17 protein-coding genes are annotated in these 20,118 nt (G+C 55.4%); 10 read left to right on the top strand and 7 right to left on the bottom strand.

Annotated elements, in window-relative coordinates:
* Nucleotides 1-223: 223 nt before the first annotated feature.
* From IT893_RS07540 to IT893_RS07525, 4 genes are all read left to right on the top strand, one after another.
* Nucleotides 224-1,594 carry an aspartate aminotransferase family protein gene (locus tag IT893_RS07540; protein ID WP_197147370.1) on the top strand — a complete coding sequence of 457 codons (1,371 nt, stop codon included), beginning with the start codon at nucleotides 224-226 and terminating at the stop codon, nucleotides 1,592-1,594.
* Between the two features lie 141 nt (nucleotides 1,595-1,735).
* Nucleotides 1,736-3,085 carry an FAD-binding oxidoreductase gene (locus IT893_RS07535; RefSeq protein WP_197147369.1) on the top strand — a complete coding sequence of 450 codons (1,350 nt, stop codon included), beginning with the start codon at nucleotides 1,736-1,738 and terminating at the stop codon, nucleotides 3,083-3,085.
* A 120-nt stretch (nucleotides 3,086-3,205) separates the two neighbouring features.
* Nucleotides 3,206-3,691 carry a group III truncated hemoglobin gene (locus tag IT893_RS07530; protein WP_063086936.1) on the top strand — a complete coding sequence of 162 codons (486 nt, stop codon included), beginning with the start codon at nucleotides 3,206-3,208 and terminating at the stop codon, nucleotides 3,689-3,691.
* A 355-nt stretch (nucleotides 3,692-4,046) separates the two neighbouring features.
* Nucleotides 4,047-4,868 (top strand): cysteine hydrolase family protein, encoded by an 822-nt coding sequence (locus tag IT893_RS07525; protein WP_197147368.1) that lies wholly within the window; start codon nucleotides 4,047-4,049, stop codon nucleotides 4,866-4,868.
* A 38-nt stretch (nucleotides 4,869-4,906) separates the two neighbouring features.
* On the opposite strand, the gene IT893_RS07520 is transcribed toward IT893_RS07525, so the two are convergent.
* The 5 genes from IT893_RS07520 to betI form a co-directional block, all read right to left on the bottom strand.
* Nucleotides 4,907-6,223, bottom strand: a complete 1,317-nt coding sequence (locus IT893_RS07520) for an FAD-binding oxidoreductase (protein WP_197147367.1) — start codon at nucleotides 6,221-6,223, stop codon at nucleotides 4,907-4,909.
* Nucleotides 6,224-6,448: 225 nt separating this feature from the next.
* The gene (locus tag IT893_RS07515; RefSeq protein WP_197147366.1) at nucleotides 6,449-8,041 is read right to left on the bottom strand and encodes an L-serine ammonia-lyase, iron-sulfur-dependent, subunit alpha; all 1,593 of its coding nucleotides are present in this window, start codon (nucleotides 8,039-8,041) and stop codon (nucleotides 6,449-6,451) included.
* Between the two features lie 161 nt (nucleotides 8,042-8,202).
* Complete coding sequence (gene betA / locus IT893_RS07510; RefSeq protein ID WP_197147365.1) at nucleotides 8,203-9,888, bottom strand: choline dehydrogenase; 1,686 nt, start codon at nucleotides 9,886-9,888, stop codon at nucleotides 8,203-8,205.
* 73 nt (nucleotides 9,889-9,961) lie between these two features.
* The gene (gene betB, locus IT893_RS07505; RefSeq protein ID WP_197147364.1) at nucleotides 9,962-11,419 is read right to left on the bottom strand and encodes a betaine-aldehyde dehydrogenase; all 1,458 of its coding nucleotides are present in this window, start codon (nucleotides 11,417-11,419) and stop codon (nucleotides 9,962-9,964) included.
* Between the two features lie 60 nt (nucleotides 11,420-11,479).
* Nucleotides 11,480-12,100: a transcriptional regulator BetI gene (betI, locus tag IT893_RS07500; RefSeq protein WP_197147363.1), complete on the bottom strand. Its 621-nt coding sequence runs from the start codon at nucleotides 12,098-12,100 to the stop codon at nucleotides 11,480-11,482.
* Between the two features lie 377 nt (nucleotides 12,101-12,477).
* Between betI and IT893_RS07495 the strand changes: the two genes are divergently transcribed.
* From IT893_RS07495 to choV, 3 genes are all read left to right on the top strand, one after another.
* Complete coding sequence (locus IT893_RS07495) at nucleotides 12,478-13,437, top strand: choline ABC transporter substrate-binding protein (RefSeq protein ID WP_063086929.1); 960 nt, start codon at nucleotides 12,478-12,480, stop codon at nucleotides 13,435-13,437.
* Nucleotides 13,438-13,551: 114 nt separating this feature from the next.
* On the top strand, nucleotides 13,552-14,400 hold the full coding sequence (gene choW / locus IT893_RS07490) for a choline ABC transporter permease subunit (RefSeq protein ID WP_008891859.1): 849 nt from the start codon (nucleotides 13,552-13,554) through the stop codon (nucleotides 14,398-14,400).
* A gap of 2 nt (nucleotides 14,401-14,402) precedes the next feature.
* Complete coding sequence (choV, locus tag IT893_RS07485) at nucleotides 14,403-15,599, top strand: choline ABC transporter ATP-binding protein (protein WP_064790463.1); 1,197 nt, start codon at nucleotides 14,403-14,405, stop codon at nucleotides 15,597-15,599.
* A 69-nt stretch (nucleotides 15,600-15,668) separates the two neighbouring features.
* Here choV and moaD read toward each other — a convergent pair whose 3' ends face one another.
* Together moaD and IT893_RS07475 are read right to left on the bottom strand one after the other, a co-directional pair.
* The gene (gene moaD, locus IT893_RS07480; RefSeq protein WP_064782023.1) at nucleotides 15,669-15,920 is read right to left on the bottom strand and encodes a molybdopterin converting factor subunit 1; all 252 of its coding nucleotides are present in this window, start codon (nucleotides 15,918-15,920) and stop codon (nucleotides 15,669-15,671) included.
* 96 nt (nucleotides 15,921-16,016) lie between these two features.
* Nucleotides 16,017-16,961, bottom strand: coding sequence for a LysR family transcriptional regulator (locus IT893_RS07475; RefSeq protein WP_129542731.1), 945 nt, complete (start codon nucleotides 16,959-16,961; stop codon nucleotides 16,017-16,019).
* A gap of 172 nt (nucleotides 16,962-17,133) precedes the next feature.
* Between IT893_RS07475 and IT893_RS07470 the strand changes: the two genes are divergently transcribed.
* From IT893_RS07470 to IT893_RS07460, 3 genes are all read left to right on the top strand, one after another.
* Nucleotides 17,134-18,006 carry an ABC transporter permease gene (locus tag IT893_RS07470; RefSeq protein ID WP_008891863.1) on the top strand — a complete coding sequence of 291 codons (873 nt, stop codon included), beginning with the start codon at nucleotides 17,134-17,136 and terminating at the stop codon, nucleotides 18,004-18,006.
* An 11-nt stretch (nucleotides 18,007-18,017) separates the two neighbouring features.
* Nucleotides 18,018-18,818 carry an ABC transporter permease gene (locus tag IT893_RS07465; protein WP_083952803.1) on the top strand — a complete coding sequence of 267 codons (801 nt, stop codon included), beginning with the start codon at nucleotides 18,018-18,020 and terminating at the stop codon, nucleotides 18,816-18,818.
* Nucleotides 18,819-18,925: 107 nt separating this feature from the next.
* Nucleotides 18,926-20,080: an extracellular solute-binding protein gene (locus IT893_RS07460; protein WP_197147362.1), complete on the top strand. Its 1,155-nt coding sequence runs from the start codon at nucleotides 18,926-18,928 to the stop codon at nucleotides 20,078-20,080.
* Nucleotides 20,081-20,118: the final 38 nt, after the last annotated feature.

Genomic DNA, 20,118 nt, shown 5'->3' with positions numbered 1-20,118 from the left:
GATATATCGTGCAAATCATGCAATGCACAATTTTCTGGCGCGACAGGATGGTTAAGCAGCACAGACCACTCACATCGACCGCCAGGTAACAAAAACTGACCTTGAATTCCTCAAAAAGATTGTCGAAAAATCCTCTTGCAAAGGTGTTCGAAAAAACGAACACTAAGGTCAGATGTTCAACATATCGCACGAAAGCAGAGCAGCGCCGCTGTCAGGAGACGTTATGAATAATTTCGACAAAACCGCCTATTGGCAGGATATTGATCAGGCTCACCACATTCACCCATTCACCGATACGGCGGACCTGAACAATCGTGGCACCCGGGTTATCACACGTGCCGAAGGCGTCTTTATCGAAGATTCCAACGGCAAACGCTATCTTGATGGCATGGCGGGCCTGTGGTGTGTCAATGTCGGCTACGGTCGCAAGGAACTTGCCGAAGCGGCCTACAAGCAGATGCTTGAACTGCCCTATTACAACAACTTCTTCCAGTGCGCGAATACCCCGGCGATCGAGCTTTCCAAAGTTCTTGCCGAAATCACGCCAGAAGGCCTGAACCACGTTTTCTATGCCAATTCCGGCTCGGAAGCGAACGACACGGTTGTCCGCATGGTGCACCAGTACTGGAACCTTAAGGGCAAACCGGAACGCACCACCATCATCAGCCGCAAGAACGCCTATCACGGCTCCACCGTTGCCGGTGCGTCGCTTGGCGGCATGTCGGGCATGCATTCGCAGGGCGGTGCGCTGGTGCGCGATATCGTTCATATCGATCAGCCATACTGGTACGGCGAAGGCGGCGATCACACCCCCGAAGAATTCGGCCTGATTGCAGCCGGCAAGCTTGAAGAAAAGATCAAGGAACTTGGTGCAGACCGCGTCGGCGCCTTTATCGGTGAACCGATCCAGGGTGCTGGTGGCGTGATCATTCCGCCGTCAACCTACTGGCCGGAAATTCAGCGTATCTGCAAAAAATATGACATCCTTTTGATTGCCGACGAAGTCATTTGCGGCTTTGGCCGGACCGGCGAATGGTTTGGCTCGGACACCTTTGACATCAAGCCGGACCTAATGCCGATGGCAAAGGGCATGTCTTCGGGCTATTTGCCGATCTCGGCTGTCATGGTTGGCGATCGGGTTGCCGACGTCCTTATCAATGAATGCGGTGAATTCACCCACGGCTTTACCTATTCCGGTCATCCGGCATGTGCGGCTGTGGCGCTTGAAAACATTCGTATCCTGCGTGAAGAAAAGATGGTCGAACGCGTCAAGGACGATATCGGCCCGTATTTCGCCAAGGCACTGAAAACCCTTGAAGACCACCCGCTGGTCGGCGCAGTTGAAACCGTTGGTCTGATTGCTGGGGTGCCGCTGGTTGATGACAAGAAAACCCGCAAGATGTTTGACAAGCCGGGCACCGTTGGCACCATGTGCCGCGATGCCTGTGTGGCCAATGGCGTGATCATGCGTGCCTGTGGAGATCGCATGGTTCTGTCGCCGCCGCTTTGCATCACCAAGGAAGAAATCGACGAGCTGGTCAAACGGGTGCGTGCCGCCTTTGACGAGACCGCGAAGAAACTTGGTAAAATGTAATCCAGGTTCGATTACAGTACCTTAGACAAATACCCGGCATGAGTTTTCATTGCCGGGTATTTTGATTAAACAGACAACACAACACCGCCCACCAAGCCTGCCCCACAGGCATGCACATCCCAACACCCAAAAGAGCCCACCATGCTAAAACGTATCTATCAACCCGCCGCCTATCGCACAGATACCCTGCCTGACAGCTATTGGGTCGAAAGCGCATCACCACTTCCCGCCTGTGAAACCCTGCCCAAAGAAGGTCATCTTAAAACCGATATCGCCATCATCGGTGGCGGTTATTGCGGCCTGTCGACGGCCCTCGAACTGGCAAAGAACGGAGCCAATGTTGCGGTGTTTGATGCCGGTCGGTCCGGTTGGGGCGCATCGGGGCGCAATGGTGGTTTTTGCTGCATGGGTGGCAGTGGCAAGGGATTTGGCCAACTGGCGAAGAGTTTTGGCGAAGACGCGGTCAAACAGTTCGCCCGCCATCAACGCGATGCCATTGATCTGGTGGATCAACGTCTGAATGACTGGGACATTGATGCGGATCGCCATTCTGACGGCGAAGTGGTTCTGGCGCATAAACCCAACCGGGTTGCCGAACTGGCCCATGAAGCACAGGAACTGTCCCATTTCACAACCATCCCGACAGAACTGCTAAGCCGCGACGCATTGAAGGAACGCGGGCTTTGCGCGGCGGAAACATACGGTGGTTTGCATGTTCAGGCCGGTTTTGGCATCAACCCGATGAAGTATCTTTCGGGCTTGCATGAACAATGCGTTCGCGCAGGTGTTCGGATATTCGAACAGGCAACGATCGAGCGGTTTGAGGAAGATGGCGATACCTATCGCCTCTATGCTGGCAACACCCAAATCACGGCCGCAAAGATCGTCATCGCCACCAACGGATATAGTGCTGAAAACCTGCCCGACTGGATCGGCGGGCGCTTGATGCCGGTCTTTTCGGGTATTCTGATTACCCGTCCGCTCCGCCCGGATGAGATGGAAAATCAAGGCTGGACCAGCGGCCTGATGGCTTTTGACAGCCGCATCCTGCTGCATTATTTCCGCAAGCTGCCTGATAATCGTTTTCTGTTTGGTGGACGCGGCGGGATTACCGCAACGCCCAAGGCCTTTGCTGCTGGCAAACAGGATCTGCTCGATAATTTCAAACGCATGTTCCCGGCTTGGGAGGATGTTGCCTTTACCCATCACTGGAACGGGCTTGCCTGCCTGTCGCAAAGCTGGCGGCCTTATATCGGGCGGGTTCCGGGTCATCACGATGTCTGGACCGCCCTTGCCTGGCATGGCAACGGGGTGGCGATGGCAAGTCTGGGTGGTAAGCTTTTGGCAGAACGGATGCTGGGCATCTGCGATGAGGACGATCTGGGCGCTGTCTTGACGACCCCGATGGATAAATTCCCGATGGCGTCATTGCGGCGTGTGGCGCGTTCTATCGGCTATCGCTATTACGGCCTGCACGATCGGTTCGCCTGATCGACCGTACCGTTATCGGTGATCTGTTTGCGTTCGGACACAAAGTGACATATGTCATGTCCGAAAATCGCTTCGTCGTTTAAAGCGGTTCCCGTTGATGCGCAAAACAGGCCCCTTACCATGTCCGAAAAACAGCCAACCCTTGCCGAAATCAAGGAACGTCGCGAAATTGCCACGCGGCGTATCAAGGAAGATACCGGCATTGATACGGACATGATCAAGAACATCGTGCATGGCTTTTACGCCAAGGTGCGCGATGACGATCTGCTGGGCCCGGTGTTTGATGAAAAGGTCGATAACTGGGACCATCATCTTGATCGCATGGTGATGTTCTGGTCCTCGGTCGCGCTGGCGACTGGCAACTATGACGGGCGCCCGATGCAAAAGCACTTGCCGCTCAAGATCACCCGCCATCATTTTGACCGCTGGCTGCAACTCTTTGCCCAGACCCTGTCGGAATATTGCGAAGAACCCGCCGCCAGACATTTCATGGAACGGGCCCTTCGCATCGCTTCAAGCTTTGAAGTCGGCATTGCCGCCCATAATGGCGTGATCCTGTCCAAGGGCGAACGCTATGACCCGGTATCAAGTTGGGAACCAAACTGATCCTGAAACGTTAGGCAATCAAACACACATAACCACGCACCCTGCAAAACCGGGGGTTTGCTTTTTGTCGGCTAAGTTGACAAATTTAAATGATTGCGATTTCATGTGGTTATGAAGAATGCTGGAAGAGTAGAAAAAAATAGCTCTGATCGTGACGTCCAATGGACGCGCCGCAACGCGGCATCCGGCATTCTGACAATTGGATACATCTGGCCTGGAACACCCGCCCCAAAACGGTCGGGTGTGGTTCAGTGCGTTACAGCACCTGAACTGCCCGGTTCACCGATGGTCTTTAAGTCCGATTGCAAAGTAGATTTACGAAGCGACCTGAGACGACGAAACGGAGAGCCTGGACATGTGGTCGGTGATCACTCTTATTGTCATTTTACTGGTGGGCGCCATCGCCTACACCATCTATGGCCAACGCCATCACCTCGCCCCCAGCAAGGGCAAAAAGATCAATCTCGCAGAGCGGCCCAATAGCGCCCTTCTGATCGTTGACGTCCAGGAAGATTTCACCAGTTCGGACGGCAAGCATGCCTATCCGGCCGACATGGTCGATAAACTGATCACTGCAATCAACAAACTGGTTGAAGCCGCCAATGCCAATGGAACGCCGGTGATCTCGATCCGCCAGACATTCCGTGGCTGGTACATGAATTTCATTATGAAATTGCTGAATGAAGGTCGTGGCAGCCCCAAATCCAAGGGCCTTGATCTTGATGAACGGGTCAACGGCGATATCGACCACGATATCGTCAAGGCGCGCGCGGATGGCTTCAGCGAACCTGAACTTGATCGCGTTCTGGATCGTCAGAAAGTCGGCAAACTGGTTATCGTGGGTTTGGACGGCGATTTTTGCGTCAAGGCAACCATGCAGGCCGCCCTGAACCGCGGGTATGACGTATCGTTCAGCGACGCGACCACTTTGGCTTTGAACCCTAAAAAATGGGAACGCACCAAGGCACTTCTGACCGCACGCGGCGCATCCGATAATACGGGCCAAGACACACAGGTCGTTAAGACCGGTTCAACGGATGCAGACCCATCTGGCGCCCGCACCCCTGACAGTACACCCGATACGGGCAACCGAAATACCACGGCACCCGACACCGGCGAACAGGACACCCGTGCCCAGACCAAAAAAGACAAAGACGAAGGACGCAAAATGGCTTAGCGCCATACAAAGCGCTAAGCACATCACGTCACATCAGATCAAATCTTGTCGCGGATCGAATACCACAACATCGCAGCCACCAGCATCGGGAAGCGCAACATCTTCCCGCCCGGGAACACCGGGGTTTTGATGTTGGCCATCACGTCAAACCGTTCCATGGTGCCGGAAACGGCATCGGCCATGATCTGCCCGGCAAGGGTTGCCATCGCAACCCCGTGCCCGGAATAGCCCGACGCGGTGAAGATGTTATCCTCAATCTTTTCGAAAAACGGCATGCGGTTCATCGTGATCGCCAGCGTCCCACCCCAGCCATAATCAATCTTGACGTCTTTAAGCTGCGGATAGACTTCCAACATATGCGGCGACACGAACGCCTTGATGTCACGCGGGAAATTATAGCCATAGGTTTCCCCGCCACCAAACAGCATGCGTTTATCCGCACTCAGCCGGTAGTAATTGATCACGAACTTTGAGTCCGCGACCGCGACATCATCACGGATCAGTTCACGCGCCAGATCATCACCAAGTGGCTCGGTGGCAATGACGAAATTGTTGATCGGCATCACACGTTTTGCCACCCGATCATCCAGGGCATCAAGATACCCGTTGCAGCCAAGGATCAGCTTGTTAGCGCTAACAACGCCGCCATCCTTGGTTTTCACCGTAACCTTGCCTGCCTGATTTTCATACGACGTGACAACCGCACCTTCGAAAATACGTGCGCCTGCCGCGCGTGCGGCATCGGCCAGACCAAGGGCGAAATTCAGCGGATGCAAATGCCCCGCCCCCATATCAAGCGACCCGCCATGATAAAATTCGGTGCCAAGCATCGCGCGCATTTCATCGCAGTCAACAAAACGGATATCCTCATAGCCATATTCGGCCCGAAGCTTTTCGGCATAGGCACGGGAATGTTCGACAAAGCGTGCGCGGTGATCGGCATGCAAAATGCCCGGCTTCCAGTCGCACTGGATATTATGCTTGGCGATCAGGGCCTTGACGACGTCCTTTGACTCTTCGGCGATGTCCCAAAGCTTGTGCGCATCATCACGCCCGACCATCTGTTCAAGTTCATCCTGTTCACGGCGCTGGCCAGAGCCGACCTGCCCGCCATTACGCCCCGATGCGCCCCAGCCGACCCGATGCGCCTCAAGCAGGATCACGTCATAGCCGCGCTCTGCCAGATGCAATGCCGATGACAGCCCGGTAAAACCGCCACCAATGATGACAATGTCGCAGGTCTGATCCCCTTCAAGCTTGGCGAAGGGCGCGGTCGCATTCGCCGTCGCGGCGTAATAGGAATCAGGATATTGGCCTGCCCGGTCATTGGCGGTCAGCAAGTTCGGGGTGAACATGAGGAACCCTCATATTTGAAAATGGATGTGGGCTTATCCTGCCCAATCCGGCCGACCTATCAAGGAAAAACTGCCCTTTTTCCGGCCTTAAACCCGCTTTTCGCCGATTATGCCAAAACCGGCCAAGTCAAAGCAGAACGATTGCGCAAAGCGGCCAACAAAGCGTGATACCTGCGGCACTGATTTTTGCTGTTGGTATCCAACAGGCCCTTGAGAATCAGCGTTTTAAGGTTTCTGACTAACGGCTTCGACCATGCGAAGGGCGGTTTTGGTGGCGGCACAGCCACCGCGCGCTGTGCAGCGTAAATCAGGATGCATCATATTGCCGATCTTCACCGTCTGATCGACCAGTTCATCATATGCCAGTACCGCGTCAAACCCGGCCAGAACCGCCATCGCCGATGAAAAGGCATGTGATACCCCGGCGACATTTCGGGCATGACACGGGATTTCAACATCCCCGCCCACCGGATCACAAACAAGGCCAAGCGTATTCATCAGACACATGCTGGCGGCATCAAAGCATTGTTTTGGCGTGCCGCCATAGGCCTGCGTGACCCCCGCGGCCGCCATCGCGGCCGATGCGCCGGTTTCCACCGAACAGCCGCCGCATTCCGCGGCAAAGGTTCCACGCGCGGCAAACACCGCCCCGATCAAGGCCATGGTTTGCAAGGCATCGGTTGCACCATCAAGATCAATTCCGTGACGGATCAGGCCATAAAGTGTGCCCGGCACAACACCGGCACTGCCCGCTGTTGGTGCGGCACAAACAAGACCCCGGTTGCTGTCACGTTCCATCGCCGAAAGCGCACCGGCCATTGCATCCTGCAACACCGGACCACCGAGACCCGCGGGCAGGTTGGCATCACGGACAGTACGGGCCCGAAGTGTCAGGAACCGCATAACATTGTCTTCTGGCTTGGCCTCAAAACCCTCTGCCACGACGCGCAGCATCAGCTCGCACCGCTCCCTGAAAAGCGCGCGGGTGGCATCGCGCGATAGCCCAAGGCGTTTTGCCTCCAACACCAGGGCGGCATCGGCGATCGATCCCCCTTCCTGATCGTCGGCCACCGCAATCACGGCGGCACTTTCGGAAAACAGATCATCGGTGGCGCAAACCGGATATTGCGATGCATCGGCAAAGCGCACATCTGCAATGCCATCGCGGTTTCGAATGGCCGTCAGGACATCGGCATTCGGCAAGGCCTGAAGCGCGATTTCAACACGTTCGTGATCGGGTTCAACCGAAACCCCCAGCAGGCTGTTTTCCCCAACCGCCAGCTCGTTTGCCAACGTGTCAGCCTTTGCCACCGCTTCGGCGCCCCAGACAAAGACGATTGCCGTTTTGCCGGTCATGAACAGCCGTTCGCCATTGCGGCCGTCGATGTAATACATTCCCCCGCCGACAGATGCGCCGGTATAGAGGTCTGAACGTTCCTCGCCATCCGGGGTCGTGACACTCAGTTCGAGATCAACACGGTTTGGGTGGTTGTTGTTTTCAAGCTCGGTGACTTCGATCGAGAAATGGAAGCCTTCGCCCTGCTCTACCCGGCCAAGAATTTCACGGTAGTCCGGATCGGTCAGCTTGGCCCCGGCCAGCCCGGCGGCAAAGTTTTCGTCCGAACTTTGCGACTTGTAACATGGCGCAAACGATCCGCGCGGGTCAAAGCGGATCACGGCACGTCTAAGTGTTTCACCGTTGGCACAGGAAAGTTCGCGCACCAGCTTGGCCATCATATAGGGTGCCGCACAATGGGAACTGGATGGCCCGCGCATAACGGGACCGATAACGGAATTAAGCAGGCTGATTTCTTGCATGGCGGCACTTCTTCGTTGGCGCTGTATGTCGCGGGATTTGCATACAATATGCCATGATCATCCTCCGATGCCGAACCGATTGCAATCACCGGAAATAAAAATCCCCGATCCATCAAAAAATGAACCGGGGATAATCATCAGACTATTTAAAGCCCGCAAATTTAGCGCTGTTTGGTTTCCCATTCCGGATGCACGAAATACGGTGCATTCGATGGTGCCAATGGCGTGCGACCGCGAATGATGTCGGCAGCCTTTTCACCGATCATGATGGTCGGTGCATTGAGGTTGCCCGATGCGATGGTCGGCATGATCGAACTGTCGACCACACGCAGGCCTTCGACGCCATGCACGCGGGTTTTCTCGTCGACCACGGACATCTCATCACTGCCCATCTTGCACGAACAGGACGGGTGATAGGCACTTTCGGCGTGATCGGCGACAAATGCGTCGATCTCTTCATCGGTCTGGATGTCCTTGCCCGGTGCAATTTCCGCCCCGCGCAGATCAGCAAAGGCTTCCTGGGCAAAGATTTCGCGGGTCAGACGCACCGATGCGCGCATTTCTTCCCAGTCTTCCGGGTGGCTCATATAGTTCGGATCAATGATCGGGCGATCCTTGGGGTTGGCGGATGCCAGACGAACCGTGCCGCGCGATTTGGAACGCATCGGACCGACATGGGCCTGGAAGCCATCGCCTTCGGCCGCCTTGGAGCCGTTATAGTTAATCGCGGCTGGCAGGAAGTGATACTGAATGTCTGGGTGCTGCACGCCCGCCTTGGAACGGATAAAGCCGCCCGCCTCGAAATGGTTGCTGGCGCCAAGACCGGTTTTGAACAGATACCATTCCGCCCCGATCTTAAGCTTGTTCCACCAATCGAGTTTGCTGTTCAGGCTGATGGGTTTGGTGCATTCCATCTGGACATAGAGTTCAAGATGGTCCTGAAGGTTTTCACCGACACCGGGCAAATCATGGACAACATCAATACCATGTTCGCGCAAATGCGCCGCCGGACCAACGCCCGAAAGCATCAAAAGCTTTGGCGAGTTGATCGACCCTGCCGAAATAATGACTTCACGATCAACAAGGGCGCGCTTGTTCTCACCTTCATGGGTGAAATCAAGACCGATGGCGCGTTTTCCTTCGAAAACAACACGTTGCGCAAAGGCCTTGTGATAGACGGTCAGGTTCGGGCGCTTCATCGCCGGATGCAGATAGGCGCGCGCCGTTGACCAGCGACGGCCCTTATAGACCGTCATATCCATAGTCCCGAGACCTTCCTGGCGGTAGCCGTTCTGATCCGGGGTGAATTCATAGCCCGCCTGCTGACCGGCCTTGATCCAGGCCTTGTGCAGGTCGTTCTGACAGGCACCGGTCGTCACATGCAGCGGACCATCACCACCGTGATATTCATCGCCTTCGGTGTCTTCGTTGCGCGTATCGGCCTTGCGGAAATATGGCAGGCAGCGCGCGTAATCCCATTCCTTAAGGCTTGCGTCTTCTTCGGCCCAGCGATTGTAATCAAGGGCGTGACCACGGACATAGGCCATGCCATTCACCGAACTTGACCCGCCATAAACGCGCCCACGTGGCGTTTCCATGCGGCGGTTGTTCAGGTTGGGCTGCGGCGTTGTCCAATAGGCCCAGTTATAGGTTTCCGACTGCATCGGATAGGACAGCGCGGTCGGCATATGGATGCGCCAGTCCCACCAGTGATCCTTTGGTCCGGCTTCGATCACCAGAACCTTAACCTCGGCATCTTCGGTCAGTCGGTTGGCAAGCACAGCCCCTGCCGAACCTGAACCGACAATCACATAATCATATTTTTCAGTGGTCGTTGGGGTCGTCATTTCTGATCCCTTGTTTGGTCGTGCTGTGTGGGCAGCCGGTGAGTGGTTGGCGACGTTGGTTGGTCAAAGCCCCTTAGTAAGGGGCCTCAACATCGCCGGTTTCGACATAAACGGATTTGATGCGGGTGTAGTATTCAATCGCCGCACGGCCGTTTTCGCGGCCAACGCCAGATTTCTTGACACCGCCAAACGGCATTTCGATCGGCGTAATGTTATAGGTGTTGATCCAGCATGTGCCGGCCTCAAGCCGTGCGACCACGCGATGACCACGCGACAGATCCTTGGTGAACACACCAGCCGCCAGACCGTATTCGGTGTCATTGGCGCGCTTGATCACTTCGTCTTCGTCGCTGAAGGTCAGGACAGACATTACCGGGCCAAAGATTTCCTCGCGCACGATGGTCATGTCATCGGTGCAATCGGCAAACACGGTCGGGGCAACAAAAAGTCCGCCTTCTGGCATGCCTTCGGTGACGGCATGGCCGCCAAGAACGCACTTGGCACCTTCTGCCTTGCCCTTTTCGATATAGGACATGACCTGTTCATACTGCGCCTTGGTGACAATCGGGCCGACCTGGGTTTCAGGTTTTTCCGGATCGCCAAGAACAAGACCCTTGGAACGCGCGATCAGCTTTTCGATGAAGGCATCGGCAACGCTTTCATGGACAAACACACGCGTCCCGTTCGAGCAAATCTGACCCGATGAATAGAAGTTCGCCATCTGTGCACCGGAAACAGCGTTATCCAGATCGGCATCTTCGAACACGATCATCGGCGACTTGCCACCCAGTTCCATGGTGACGGCCTTCATGCCACCTGCGGCAACAGAGGCCACCTTGGCACCGGTTGCGGCCGATCCGGTCAGGGAAATCTTGTCAACGCCGGGATGTTCAACCAGCGCCGCACCGCTTTCGCGCGCGCCCTGTACGACGTTGTAAACGCCATCAGGAAGACCAGCTTCCTGAAGGGCCTCGGCGACCGCAATGGCCGAAAGCGGCGTGGTTTCGGACGGTTTGTAGACAACCGCGTTACCGCATGCCAATGCCGGGGCCGCCTTCCAGCAGGCTATCTGGATCGGATAGTTCCAGGCACCGATGGCACCACAAACCCCAACCGGTTCGCGGCGGGTATAGGCAAAGTTGCCGGCAAGGTCGATATGTTCGCCCGCAAGGCTGCCAGCCACACCGGCAAAATATTCAAGGCATTCGACACCCGAAATCACATCGACAATTTCAGTTTCCTGAATGGCACGCCCGGTATCACGGGTTTCAACCAGTGCCAGTTCATCATTCCGATCCCGCAGGATCTGGGCAGCCTTGAAAAGGACACGCGCCCGTTCGGCAGCTGGTGTGTTTTTCCAGATTTCGAACCCTGCGCGTGCGGCCTTGACCGCGGCATCAACATCAGAAGCGGTGCTTTCGTGGCCCTTGGCCAGAACCGTGTTGGTCGCAGGGTTAAGGGTAACCATCTCTGCGCCCGAACCCTGAGTCTTCTTGCCGTTGATGAAATTCTGGATTTGATAAAGGCTCATCTTAAAACTCCTGCAGGCCACCGGGGCAACCGGCAGCCGTGGTCTTTTTGTTTGGTTCGATTACTTCTTTGCGTGCTTTTTCGGACACTTTGCCGGACTGGGCGAATTCGCCAGATACAGGCGCAAAGTGCCCAGCACCATCTTGCGCGCCCCGGCAATATCGGCCTGCCCGCGTGACAGACCGGTTCGCACCCAGATGCCGTCAACCATGGCGGCAATTGCAGACGAGATTTCATCTGCGCATTCTTCGGTGGTCAATTGACGCAACTCGTGCCGCAGATTGGATGCAAGGCGCTGAAAATAGATATTGTTCAGACGCCGCAACTGATCGGAAAACGGCACCTGCGCCCAGAAAGACAGCCAAGCCACCGTCACCTGCGGGGTGAATTGTTCTTCGTTGAAGTTGGTATTGATGATCGCTTCGAGACGGTCCATCGGCGTTTTGGCCGTTGCCAGTCGCACCATGTAGTCATTGCGCAGATCCTTCATCAGGGAGCGCATGGTTTCCTGCAACAGGGCGTTCTTGCCGCCAAAATAGTGCGAAATAATCCCGGACGACATCCCCGCAGTGTTCGCAATACGCGCAATCGTCGTATCAGCGAATCCGTGCTGGTGAATGGTTTCAATCGTTGCGTCGATCAACTGCCTGCGGCGTACAGGCTGCATACCAACTTTGGGCATTAATTCATCCAATCCTCTGCGTTGCGAAGGGTTTAACGCCGGTGCAACAGCATAAGACGCAGTTTTTAATCCTTCGCAATTGACGTCTCGTGAATATGCTGTAATTTAATTGAACAATCAATCAATAAAAACACGCCGACATATGCGGCGCGTTTCTCAGGGCTTTTGGCCTTTGCTGCGCGGCTATGCGGCTGTTTTTGTGATTATTCCGGCCCATCACACCCATTCAGGGGAATGTGGTTGATGGCTCTGGGCGAGTGTTGGCGACATGTTTGTTGCGTTGATGTTCGTCTGGCCTCCGGAACCGAGCGTCTTCTGATGACCGGCCAAATCCGGTCATCAGCAACATCAGGTTTATACAAGGGAGAACCAGAAGCATGACCAATCTTTCCACGTTCGGCCGCCTTCTTGGCAGCACCATTATTGCGACCACCCTTCTGGGTGCCACTGCTGCCAAAGCAGCCGATAGCGATGCCTGCAAAACCGTGACTTTCTCTGATGTGGGCTGGACCGACATCACTGCAACCACGGCGACCGCATCCGTGATTCTTGAATCACTTGGCTATACCGCGGAAACCGAATTGCTGTCGGTACCGGTCACCTACACGAGCCTTGCCAATGGCGACGTTGACGTCTTCCTCGGCAACTGGATGCCGACCATGGCAGCCGATATTCAGCCCTACCTTGATAAAGGCACCGTTGTGTCGACCGGCGCCAACCTTGAAGGTGCGAAATACACCCTTGCTGTGAGCCAGAACGCCTTTGATGCGGGTCTTAAGGACTTTGCTGACATTGCCAAGTTCAAGGATCAGCTTGATGGCGAGATTTATGGCATCGAGCCGGGCAATGACGGTAACCGTCTGATCCAGGACATGATCGACAGCAACCAGTTCGGTCTGGGCGAGTTCGAGCTTGTTGAGTCCTCCGAACAGGGCATGCTGGCTGAGGTGAGCCGCAAATCTTCGCGCGATCAGTTCATCGTCTTCCTCGGTTGGGAACCGCATCCGATGAATGCGAAATACGACATGGCCTATCTTGATGGTGGCGATGACGTGTTTGGCCCGAACTTTGGCGGTGCGACTGTTCACACCAACCTGCGTGCCGGTTACACCGACGAATGCCCGAATGCGGGTAAATTCGTGACCAACCTGAAATTCAGCCTCGCCATGGAAAACGAAATCATGGACGCGATCCTGAACGAAGGGACCGACCCGGCAGAAGCCGCAACCGCATGGCTCAAAGCCAACCCGGATGCAGCTTATGCATGGCTTGACGGTGTGACCACCTTTGACGGTGGCGATGCCAAAGCAGCCCTGAAATCCGGTCTTGGTCTTTAAGCACCGCGATTGATTTTACCGATGCGCCCGCCGCTGGTTTCCATTTGTGACTTCCGGCCGATGCGGGCGCATCGGATGTATTTTTCTTAATTCTCATTGAACGGATTTTTTCGCATGGAATGGCTCACGGAAACGAAGATTCCGCTGGGACAGTGGATATCGTCCCTGATGGATGCGCTGAACGAACATGCCGATTTCGTTTTCTATACCGTTTCGGATGTTCTCGAATTCATTATTGAAAACACCATCGATTTTCTGGTGTGGCTGCCGGCCCTTTTGATCATTGCGGTCTTTGGGGCGCTTGCCGCTGTCTTGCATAAATCATGGAAACTAACGGCGTTTACGGTTCTGTCCCTGTTGCTGGTGGTCAATCTTGGCTATTGGGAAGAAACCATGGAAACGCTGGCACTGGTGATCTATGCGACGCTGTTTTGCATGTTGATCGGTGTGCCGCTTGGCGTGGCATCCGCCCACCGCCCGTGGCTGCATCAGGCGATGCGCCCGGTCCTTGATCTGATGCAGACGATCCCGACATTCGTGTATCTGATCCCGACCCTGATCCTGTTTGGTCTTGGCGTTGTTCCCGGTCTTATTTCGACCGTGATCTTTGCGATTGCCGCCCCGATCCGCCTGACCCATCTTGGCATTTCCAACACGCCGAAATCCCTTCTTGAAGCCGGGGAAAGCTTTGGCTGCACGCCGCGCCAGTTGCTGTTCAAGGTTGAATTGCCATCAGCCATGCCATCGATCATGGCAGGCCTGACCCAGTGCATCATGCTGTCGCTTTCGATGGTTGTGATTGCAGCCCTAGTCGGGGCAGACGGCCTTGGCAAGCCGGTTGTGCGTGCGCTCAATACGGTGAATATCGCACAAGGCTTTGAAGCCGGTCTGGCAATTGTGATTCTGGCCATCGTGCTGGACCGCATCTGCCGTCGTGACCACAAAGAAAAGTCGGGGCAGTGATCATGAGCAATGCTGTTGAATTCGAAAATATCGACGTGATCTTTGGTAATCGTCAGGCAGAGTCCTTGAAACTGCTGGACGAAGGCAAAACCCGCGAAGAGATCGCTGCGGCCACCAACAATGTCCTTGGTGTCGCCGATGTGACCTTCAATGTGCCTCAGGGTGAGATATGCGTCCTGATGGGCCTGTCCGGTTCAGGCAAATCATCACTTCTGCGCTGCGTGAATGGGCTTAACGCTGTATCACGTGGTTCGCTTCGGGTACGTGATGGCGATTGGATGGAAGACGTCACCAAATGTGACGGCGCCACCCTTCGCAAGTTGCGCCGCGAATGTGTCGCCATGGTCTTCCAGCAATTCGCCCTGTTCCCGTGGCGAACGGTTGAAGACAATGTCGGCTTTGGCCTTGAACTGGGCGGTATGGGTCCGGCCGAACGCCGTGAGATCGTGCGTGAAAAACTGGCCCTTGTTGGACTGGATAAATGGGCAAACAAATATGCCCATGAACTGTCTGGCGGCATGCAGCAACGTGTTGGTCTGGCGCGCGCCTTTGCCACGGATGCCCCGATCCTTCTGATGGATGAACCGTTCTCGGCCCTTGATCCGTTGATCCGTAACCGTCTGCAGGACGAGTTGCTGGACCTTCAGGAGAAGCTCAATAAAACCATCCTGTTTGTCAGCCACGACCTTGATGAAGCCATGAAGCTCGGCAACTCGATTGCCATCATGGAAGGTGGTTATGTCGTGCAACACGGCACGCCAGAAGACATCGCCCTTCGCCCGGCCAACGAATATGTTGCCGACTTTGTGGCGCATATGAACCCGGTCAATATCCTGCGCGGACGGGCGATCATGCATCGCCTTGATAGCGATCAGAAATCCGGAAATACCGAGTTCCTGCTCGAAGACGCCAATATCCGCGTCACTTTGCAGGATGGCGTTGTCCGCTCGGCCAACAATGGCGAACGCGGCGAGCTTAAGCTGATCAATTATGACGGCACCCTGCCCGATGAACTGGACGCAACCGACAACTCGATTGTCTTTGTCGCGCAGGAGGATGTGCTGCTGAAGGATCTGATCGAGATGCGATCCATTACCCAGAACCCGGTGATCCTGACCCGCGATGGCAAGGTGACCGGCACCCTGGGCCGCAAGGAGTTCTTTGACAGTTTGACCCAGACGGCGTCTGTGGCGGATTAAGCTGATCAAATAGTCTGATGATTAAAAGGGCGCCCTGGAAACAAGGCGCCCTTTTGTATGAGGAATGAATTACCCGCCTGTAACCGGCGGGAACAGAGCGATTTCAGTCGCCTTTGTCACGTCGGTTTCAGGCGTGGCATATTCCTGATCGACCGCGACGCGAATGATCGCCGGATCCGCCAGGGCATTGGCAAAGTTTTCTCCGCGAGCGGGCAGCCATGCCAGCAGGTCGGCAACCGTTTTGACGGTATCTGGAAGATCAATGGCCTCTTCCGCCATGCCGATGCGGTCCTTGACCCATGAAAAATAGATCAGCTTCATGTTTATTCCTGACAACAAACTTCAATTTGCCCGCATGCTTGCGCAAGTCCCTGCCCGGTGGCAAGTCCCAATGGCGTGATCCGACGAATTTACGCCCTATGGATAGACAAAATAGCCGTCCGGCGCCGCATCCAGCCGCGCAGTCAGGTTTTCGATAAAGAACCGTTCCGCCCGGCTAAGCGACATGCGCGGGTTGGTCACCAGATAAATGTCAATCGCTGGCGGGTCAATATAGGGCGGCAAGCGCCAAAGCTGCCCACGGTCGGTCGCACTTTGTACAACGTGGATCGGCAACGGCCCAATGCCAAGCCCGGCATTGATCAGGCGACGGACTTCTTCAAGGTGCGGGCTGACGGCGACGACCTTGCCCTTCATGCCTTCCTGCGCGCGCAGGACCGCGACCGGGGCCAGTGCATCACTGAGCTGGTCGGTCGCGAATGATACGAATGCCTCGCGGCGCAAATCGGCCAGGGTCAGGTCCTTTTGACCGAACAGATGATGGGTCGGGCCACAGAAAAAGCCGAAATGTTCGCGATACAAACGGCGATATTCCAGTCTGGGATGGCGTTCCTTGACCAGACAGATGCCAAAACTGGCCTGCTGTGACAGCACCTGATCGACGACATTGACCGAGGTCGCGACATCGATTTCATAGGTGACTTCCGGGTGGGCGCGATTGAATTCAAACAGGGCATCATCAAGGGGTGGGAACACCACATGACTGGCCAGCCACATATGCAAGTGCCCGGTCAGTTGATTGCCGCTATCAGACATCACATCAGACAATCGGCCGATGGCACCGCAAATTTCGCGGCATTCGTGATACAGCGCCAATCCCTGTTCGGTGACTTCAAACCGGCCGCGTTCACGGTCAATCAGGCGCGCGCCAATCTGATCTTCAAGCCGTTTGAGCGCGTTACTGACACTGGGTTGGCGCAGCAATAACCGGTTGGCCGCCCCGGTGATCGAGCGTTCCTCGACAATAACGGTAAAGGTGTGCAGCAGGTTCCAGTCGAACTGCCGACGCATTAACTCGTTCATTCTGCTGACCTTTCCGACATTTCCGGGACCACACATAGATAATGGCTATGAGATCTATTCTACTTATCTATTTGCGCTATGTGCAAGTCTGGGTTGGAATGCCTCCAACAAATTTCTTCACGGCCAAATAACCGGGTGCGGCACTGACCGCAGACAATAACGGGAGGCACAAATGGCCGCAGATGTCGCCGGAGCCCGCAGGACTCCGTGGGTACTGCTATCACCATCACTGGCAACCATCAGCCTGCTGCTGATTGTGCCAATGCTGTTCATTGTCGTTTATTCATTCTGGTTGCGGACCGCGACCGGTGCGGATCAGGTCGGCTTTTATCTGGATAACTGGATTGAAGTTCTGGGCGACCGGTTTTATCGCGACATCCTGTTCCAGACCCTTTTGATTGCCTTTTACACCACGGTTATTTGCGCGTTTGTCGGCTATATCCCGGCCTATTTCGTTGCCAATACGCGGATGAAATCCAAGGCGTTCCTGTTGCTTTTGCTGATGCTGCCATTCTGGATCAGCTACATCATCAGAACGATGTCGTGGATCAATATTCTGGGCACATCCGGGGCGCTTAATACCCTTTTGATATCAATCGGCATCATCGATGACCCGATCCAGATGTTGTATAACCAGCAGACCGTGGTTCTGGGCCTTGTGCACTATCTGCTGCCCTTCATGATCCTCAATGTCTATGTCAGCCTTGATGGCATCGACAAGAACCTGACCGAAGCCGCCCAAAGCCTTGGCTGTACCGGCTTTCAGGCCTTCCGCGAAGTGACATTGCCACTGTCCATGCCGGGTTTGGCGGCGGGATCACTGCTGTGCTTCGTTCTGGCAGCGGGCACCTATATCACCCCGATCGTTCTTGGTGGGCCGCGCGATGCGATGTTTGCCAACCTTGTGTTCGAAGCCATCGTGACACAGCTCAACTGGCCGCTTGGCTCGGCACTCTCGCTCGTGCTGCTGGCCCTTCTGGGCGCACTGGTCGTCATTTACACCCGCTATCTCGGCATCGATCAGATCGCCAAGAGTTTCAAGTAAGGGAGCAGCAAATGATGTCCGGTTGGTCCGTCATTCGAATTGCCACGATCCTTGTTTATCTGTTCCTGTTTGCGCCGGTGGCGGTTGTCATTCTGTTGGCGTTCAATGCCAACCAGTTCGGCAGTTTCCCGATTGAGGGTTTTTCCCTCCGCTGGTTTGAAGCGCTTTGGAACAATGACGCGATTGTGCGGGCGTTCAAGACGTCGCTTCTGCTTGGCGTGCTGACAGCCGCCATTTCGACAACGCTTGGCACCCTCGCAGCTCTTGCCATGGTCAGATACGATTTTCCCGGGAAACGGACCATTTCGACCCTTCTGGTTGCCCCAATCCTGATCCCGGAAGTCGTTCTGGCTGTGGCGCTCCTGCTATTCCTGCAGTTCCTGTCGATGCCAAAGAGCTTTGGGCTTCTGTTGATGGGCCATGTGGTCTTTACCCTGCCCTTTGTGGTGCTGGTGGTTCAGGCGCGGCTTGTCTCCATCCGCCGCGACGTCGAAGAAGCCGCCATGAGCCTTGGCGCGACACCTGTGCAGACCTTCTTTGAAGTGACCCTGCCCTTGATGCTGCCCGCCGTCATGGCCGGGATGCTGTTTGCCTTTACCATTTCGTTTGATGACATCACCGGCACCCTGTTCTGGAAGCCGGGCGGTGTTGAAACCGTCCCGACCCAGATCTTTGCCATGCTGCGCAACTCGATCAGCCCGGAAATCAACGCCCTTGGGGCTGTGATGGTGATCTTCACCATTGCCCTGCCACTTGTGGCGGCATCGATTGCGCGGGTCATGGCCATGCGCAAGGTGGGCGCATCCAAATAACCTTTTGCACAATGCGGACAACCGCCAAAACCAAGAACAACACCAAGAATACAACGACCAACAACAAGACCGATCAACGGATATATCGTTTTATCAGGAGGCCTTAAATGGACGATACCAAACGTTATGAACGCCTACTTAATCGCTATCGCGACGGCGATATCAACCGCCGCACTTTCCTGACCGCACTGGGTGCGGCCGGCGTTGTTGCCGGGGTCACCGGCGGTCCGATGGGCATGCTGGCGCGCAAGGCGATGGCAGCAACCCCGGAACAGGTCCGCTTTGACGGTTGGGGCGGCGTTGTTTCCGAGGCATTCGAAAAATATGCCTTTGCGCCCTATACCAAGAAAACCGGCATTGAAGTGGTATCGGGCACCTTTGGCGGTGCGGACGAATATATTGCTCGCGTCAAGGCCAGCCAGCCGGGCGAATTCAACCTCGCCCACCTGTCGGGCGTGTTTGACTATGCGCGTTATCACGGTCTGGAACTGACGTCCGAACTCAATGAAGACAACATTCCGAACCTGAAGAACGTCATCCCGACCTTGGTCGAGCCCCTGCGCAAGATCACCGGCGGCACGATTTCAGCGGTTCCGTATGATTACGGCACCACCGGCATTGCCTATAACCGCAAATATATCAGCGACGACGAAGCCAAGGCCAAGGGTGCCAAGCTGATGGTTGATGAAGCCTATAAAGGCAAAATCGGCGGCTGGGGCGAATGGAAAACCCGTATCTGGTACGGCGCAATGCAGTCCGATCAGGACCCGAACAACATTCAGGATATCGAAGCTGTTTGGGACATGGTCCGTGCGCACCGCGACCTTGCGCTGAAATACTGGTCTTCGGGGGCGGAACTGATGAGCCTTCTGGCCGAAGAAGAAATCTATGTCACCGAGGGTTGGTCAGGCCGCATCAAGGCGCTGCAGGATCAGGGCCATGACATCGGTTATCTTGATCCGGCCGGTGGTCTTGGTTGGCAGGAATGCCTGTTTGTGCTGCGTGGCAGCCCGATGGCGGCCTGTGAAGAACTTCTGAACTTCATGCTGGAGCCAGAAGTGGCGATTGCCGTTGCCGAAGGTCAAAGCTATCCGCCAGCCCTTGATCCGCAGAAGATCGAACTGGGCGAGGTCATCCCGACCCTGCCGGCATTTGATCCGAGTGGAACACTTTCGTCGCTTAGCTTCTTTGATCCGGCGTACTGGAATGAAAACGAAGCTGACTGGTCGAAAACGTTCTCGCGTGTGCAGCGCGGCTACTAAGCCCCGCCTGCTTGCCTGAAACTGTGTCCTGGCCGTGC

This window comes from Thalassospira sp. A40-3, from assembly GCF_015871485.1.
Lineage (GTDB): Bacteria > Pseudomonadota > Alphaproteobacteria > Rhodospirillales > Thalassospiraceae > Thalassospira > Thalassospira tepidiphila.
The sequence above is the reverse complement of the archived record's forward strand: the minus strand, read 5'-3'. Positions and strand labels throughout refer to the sequence as shown.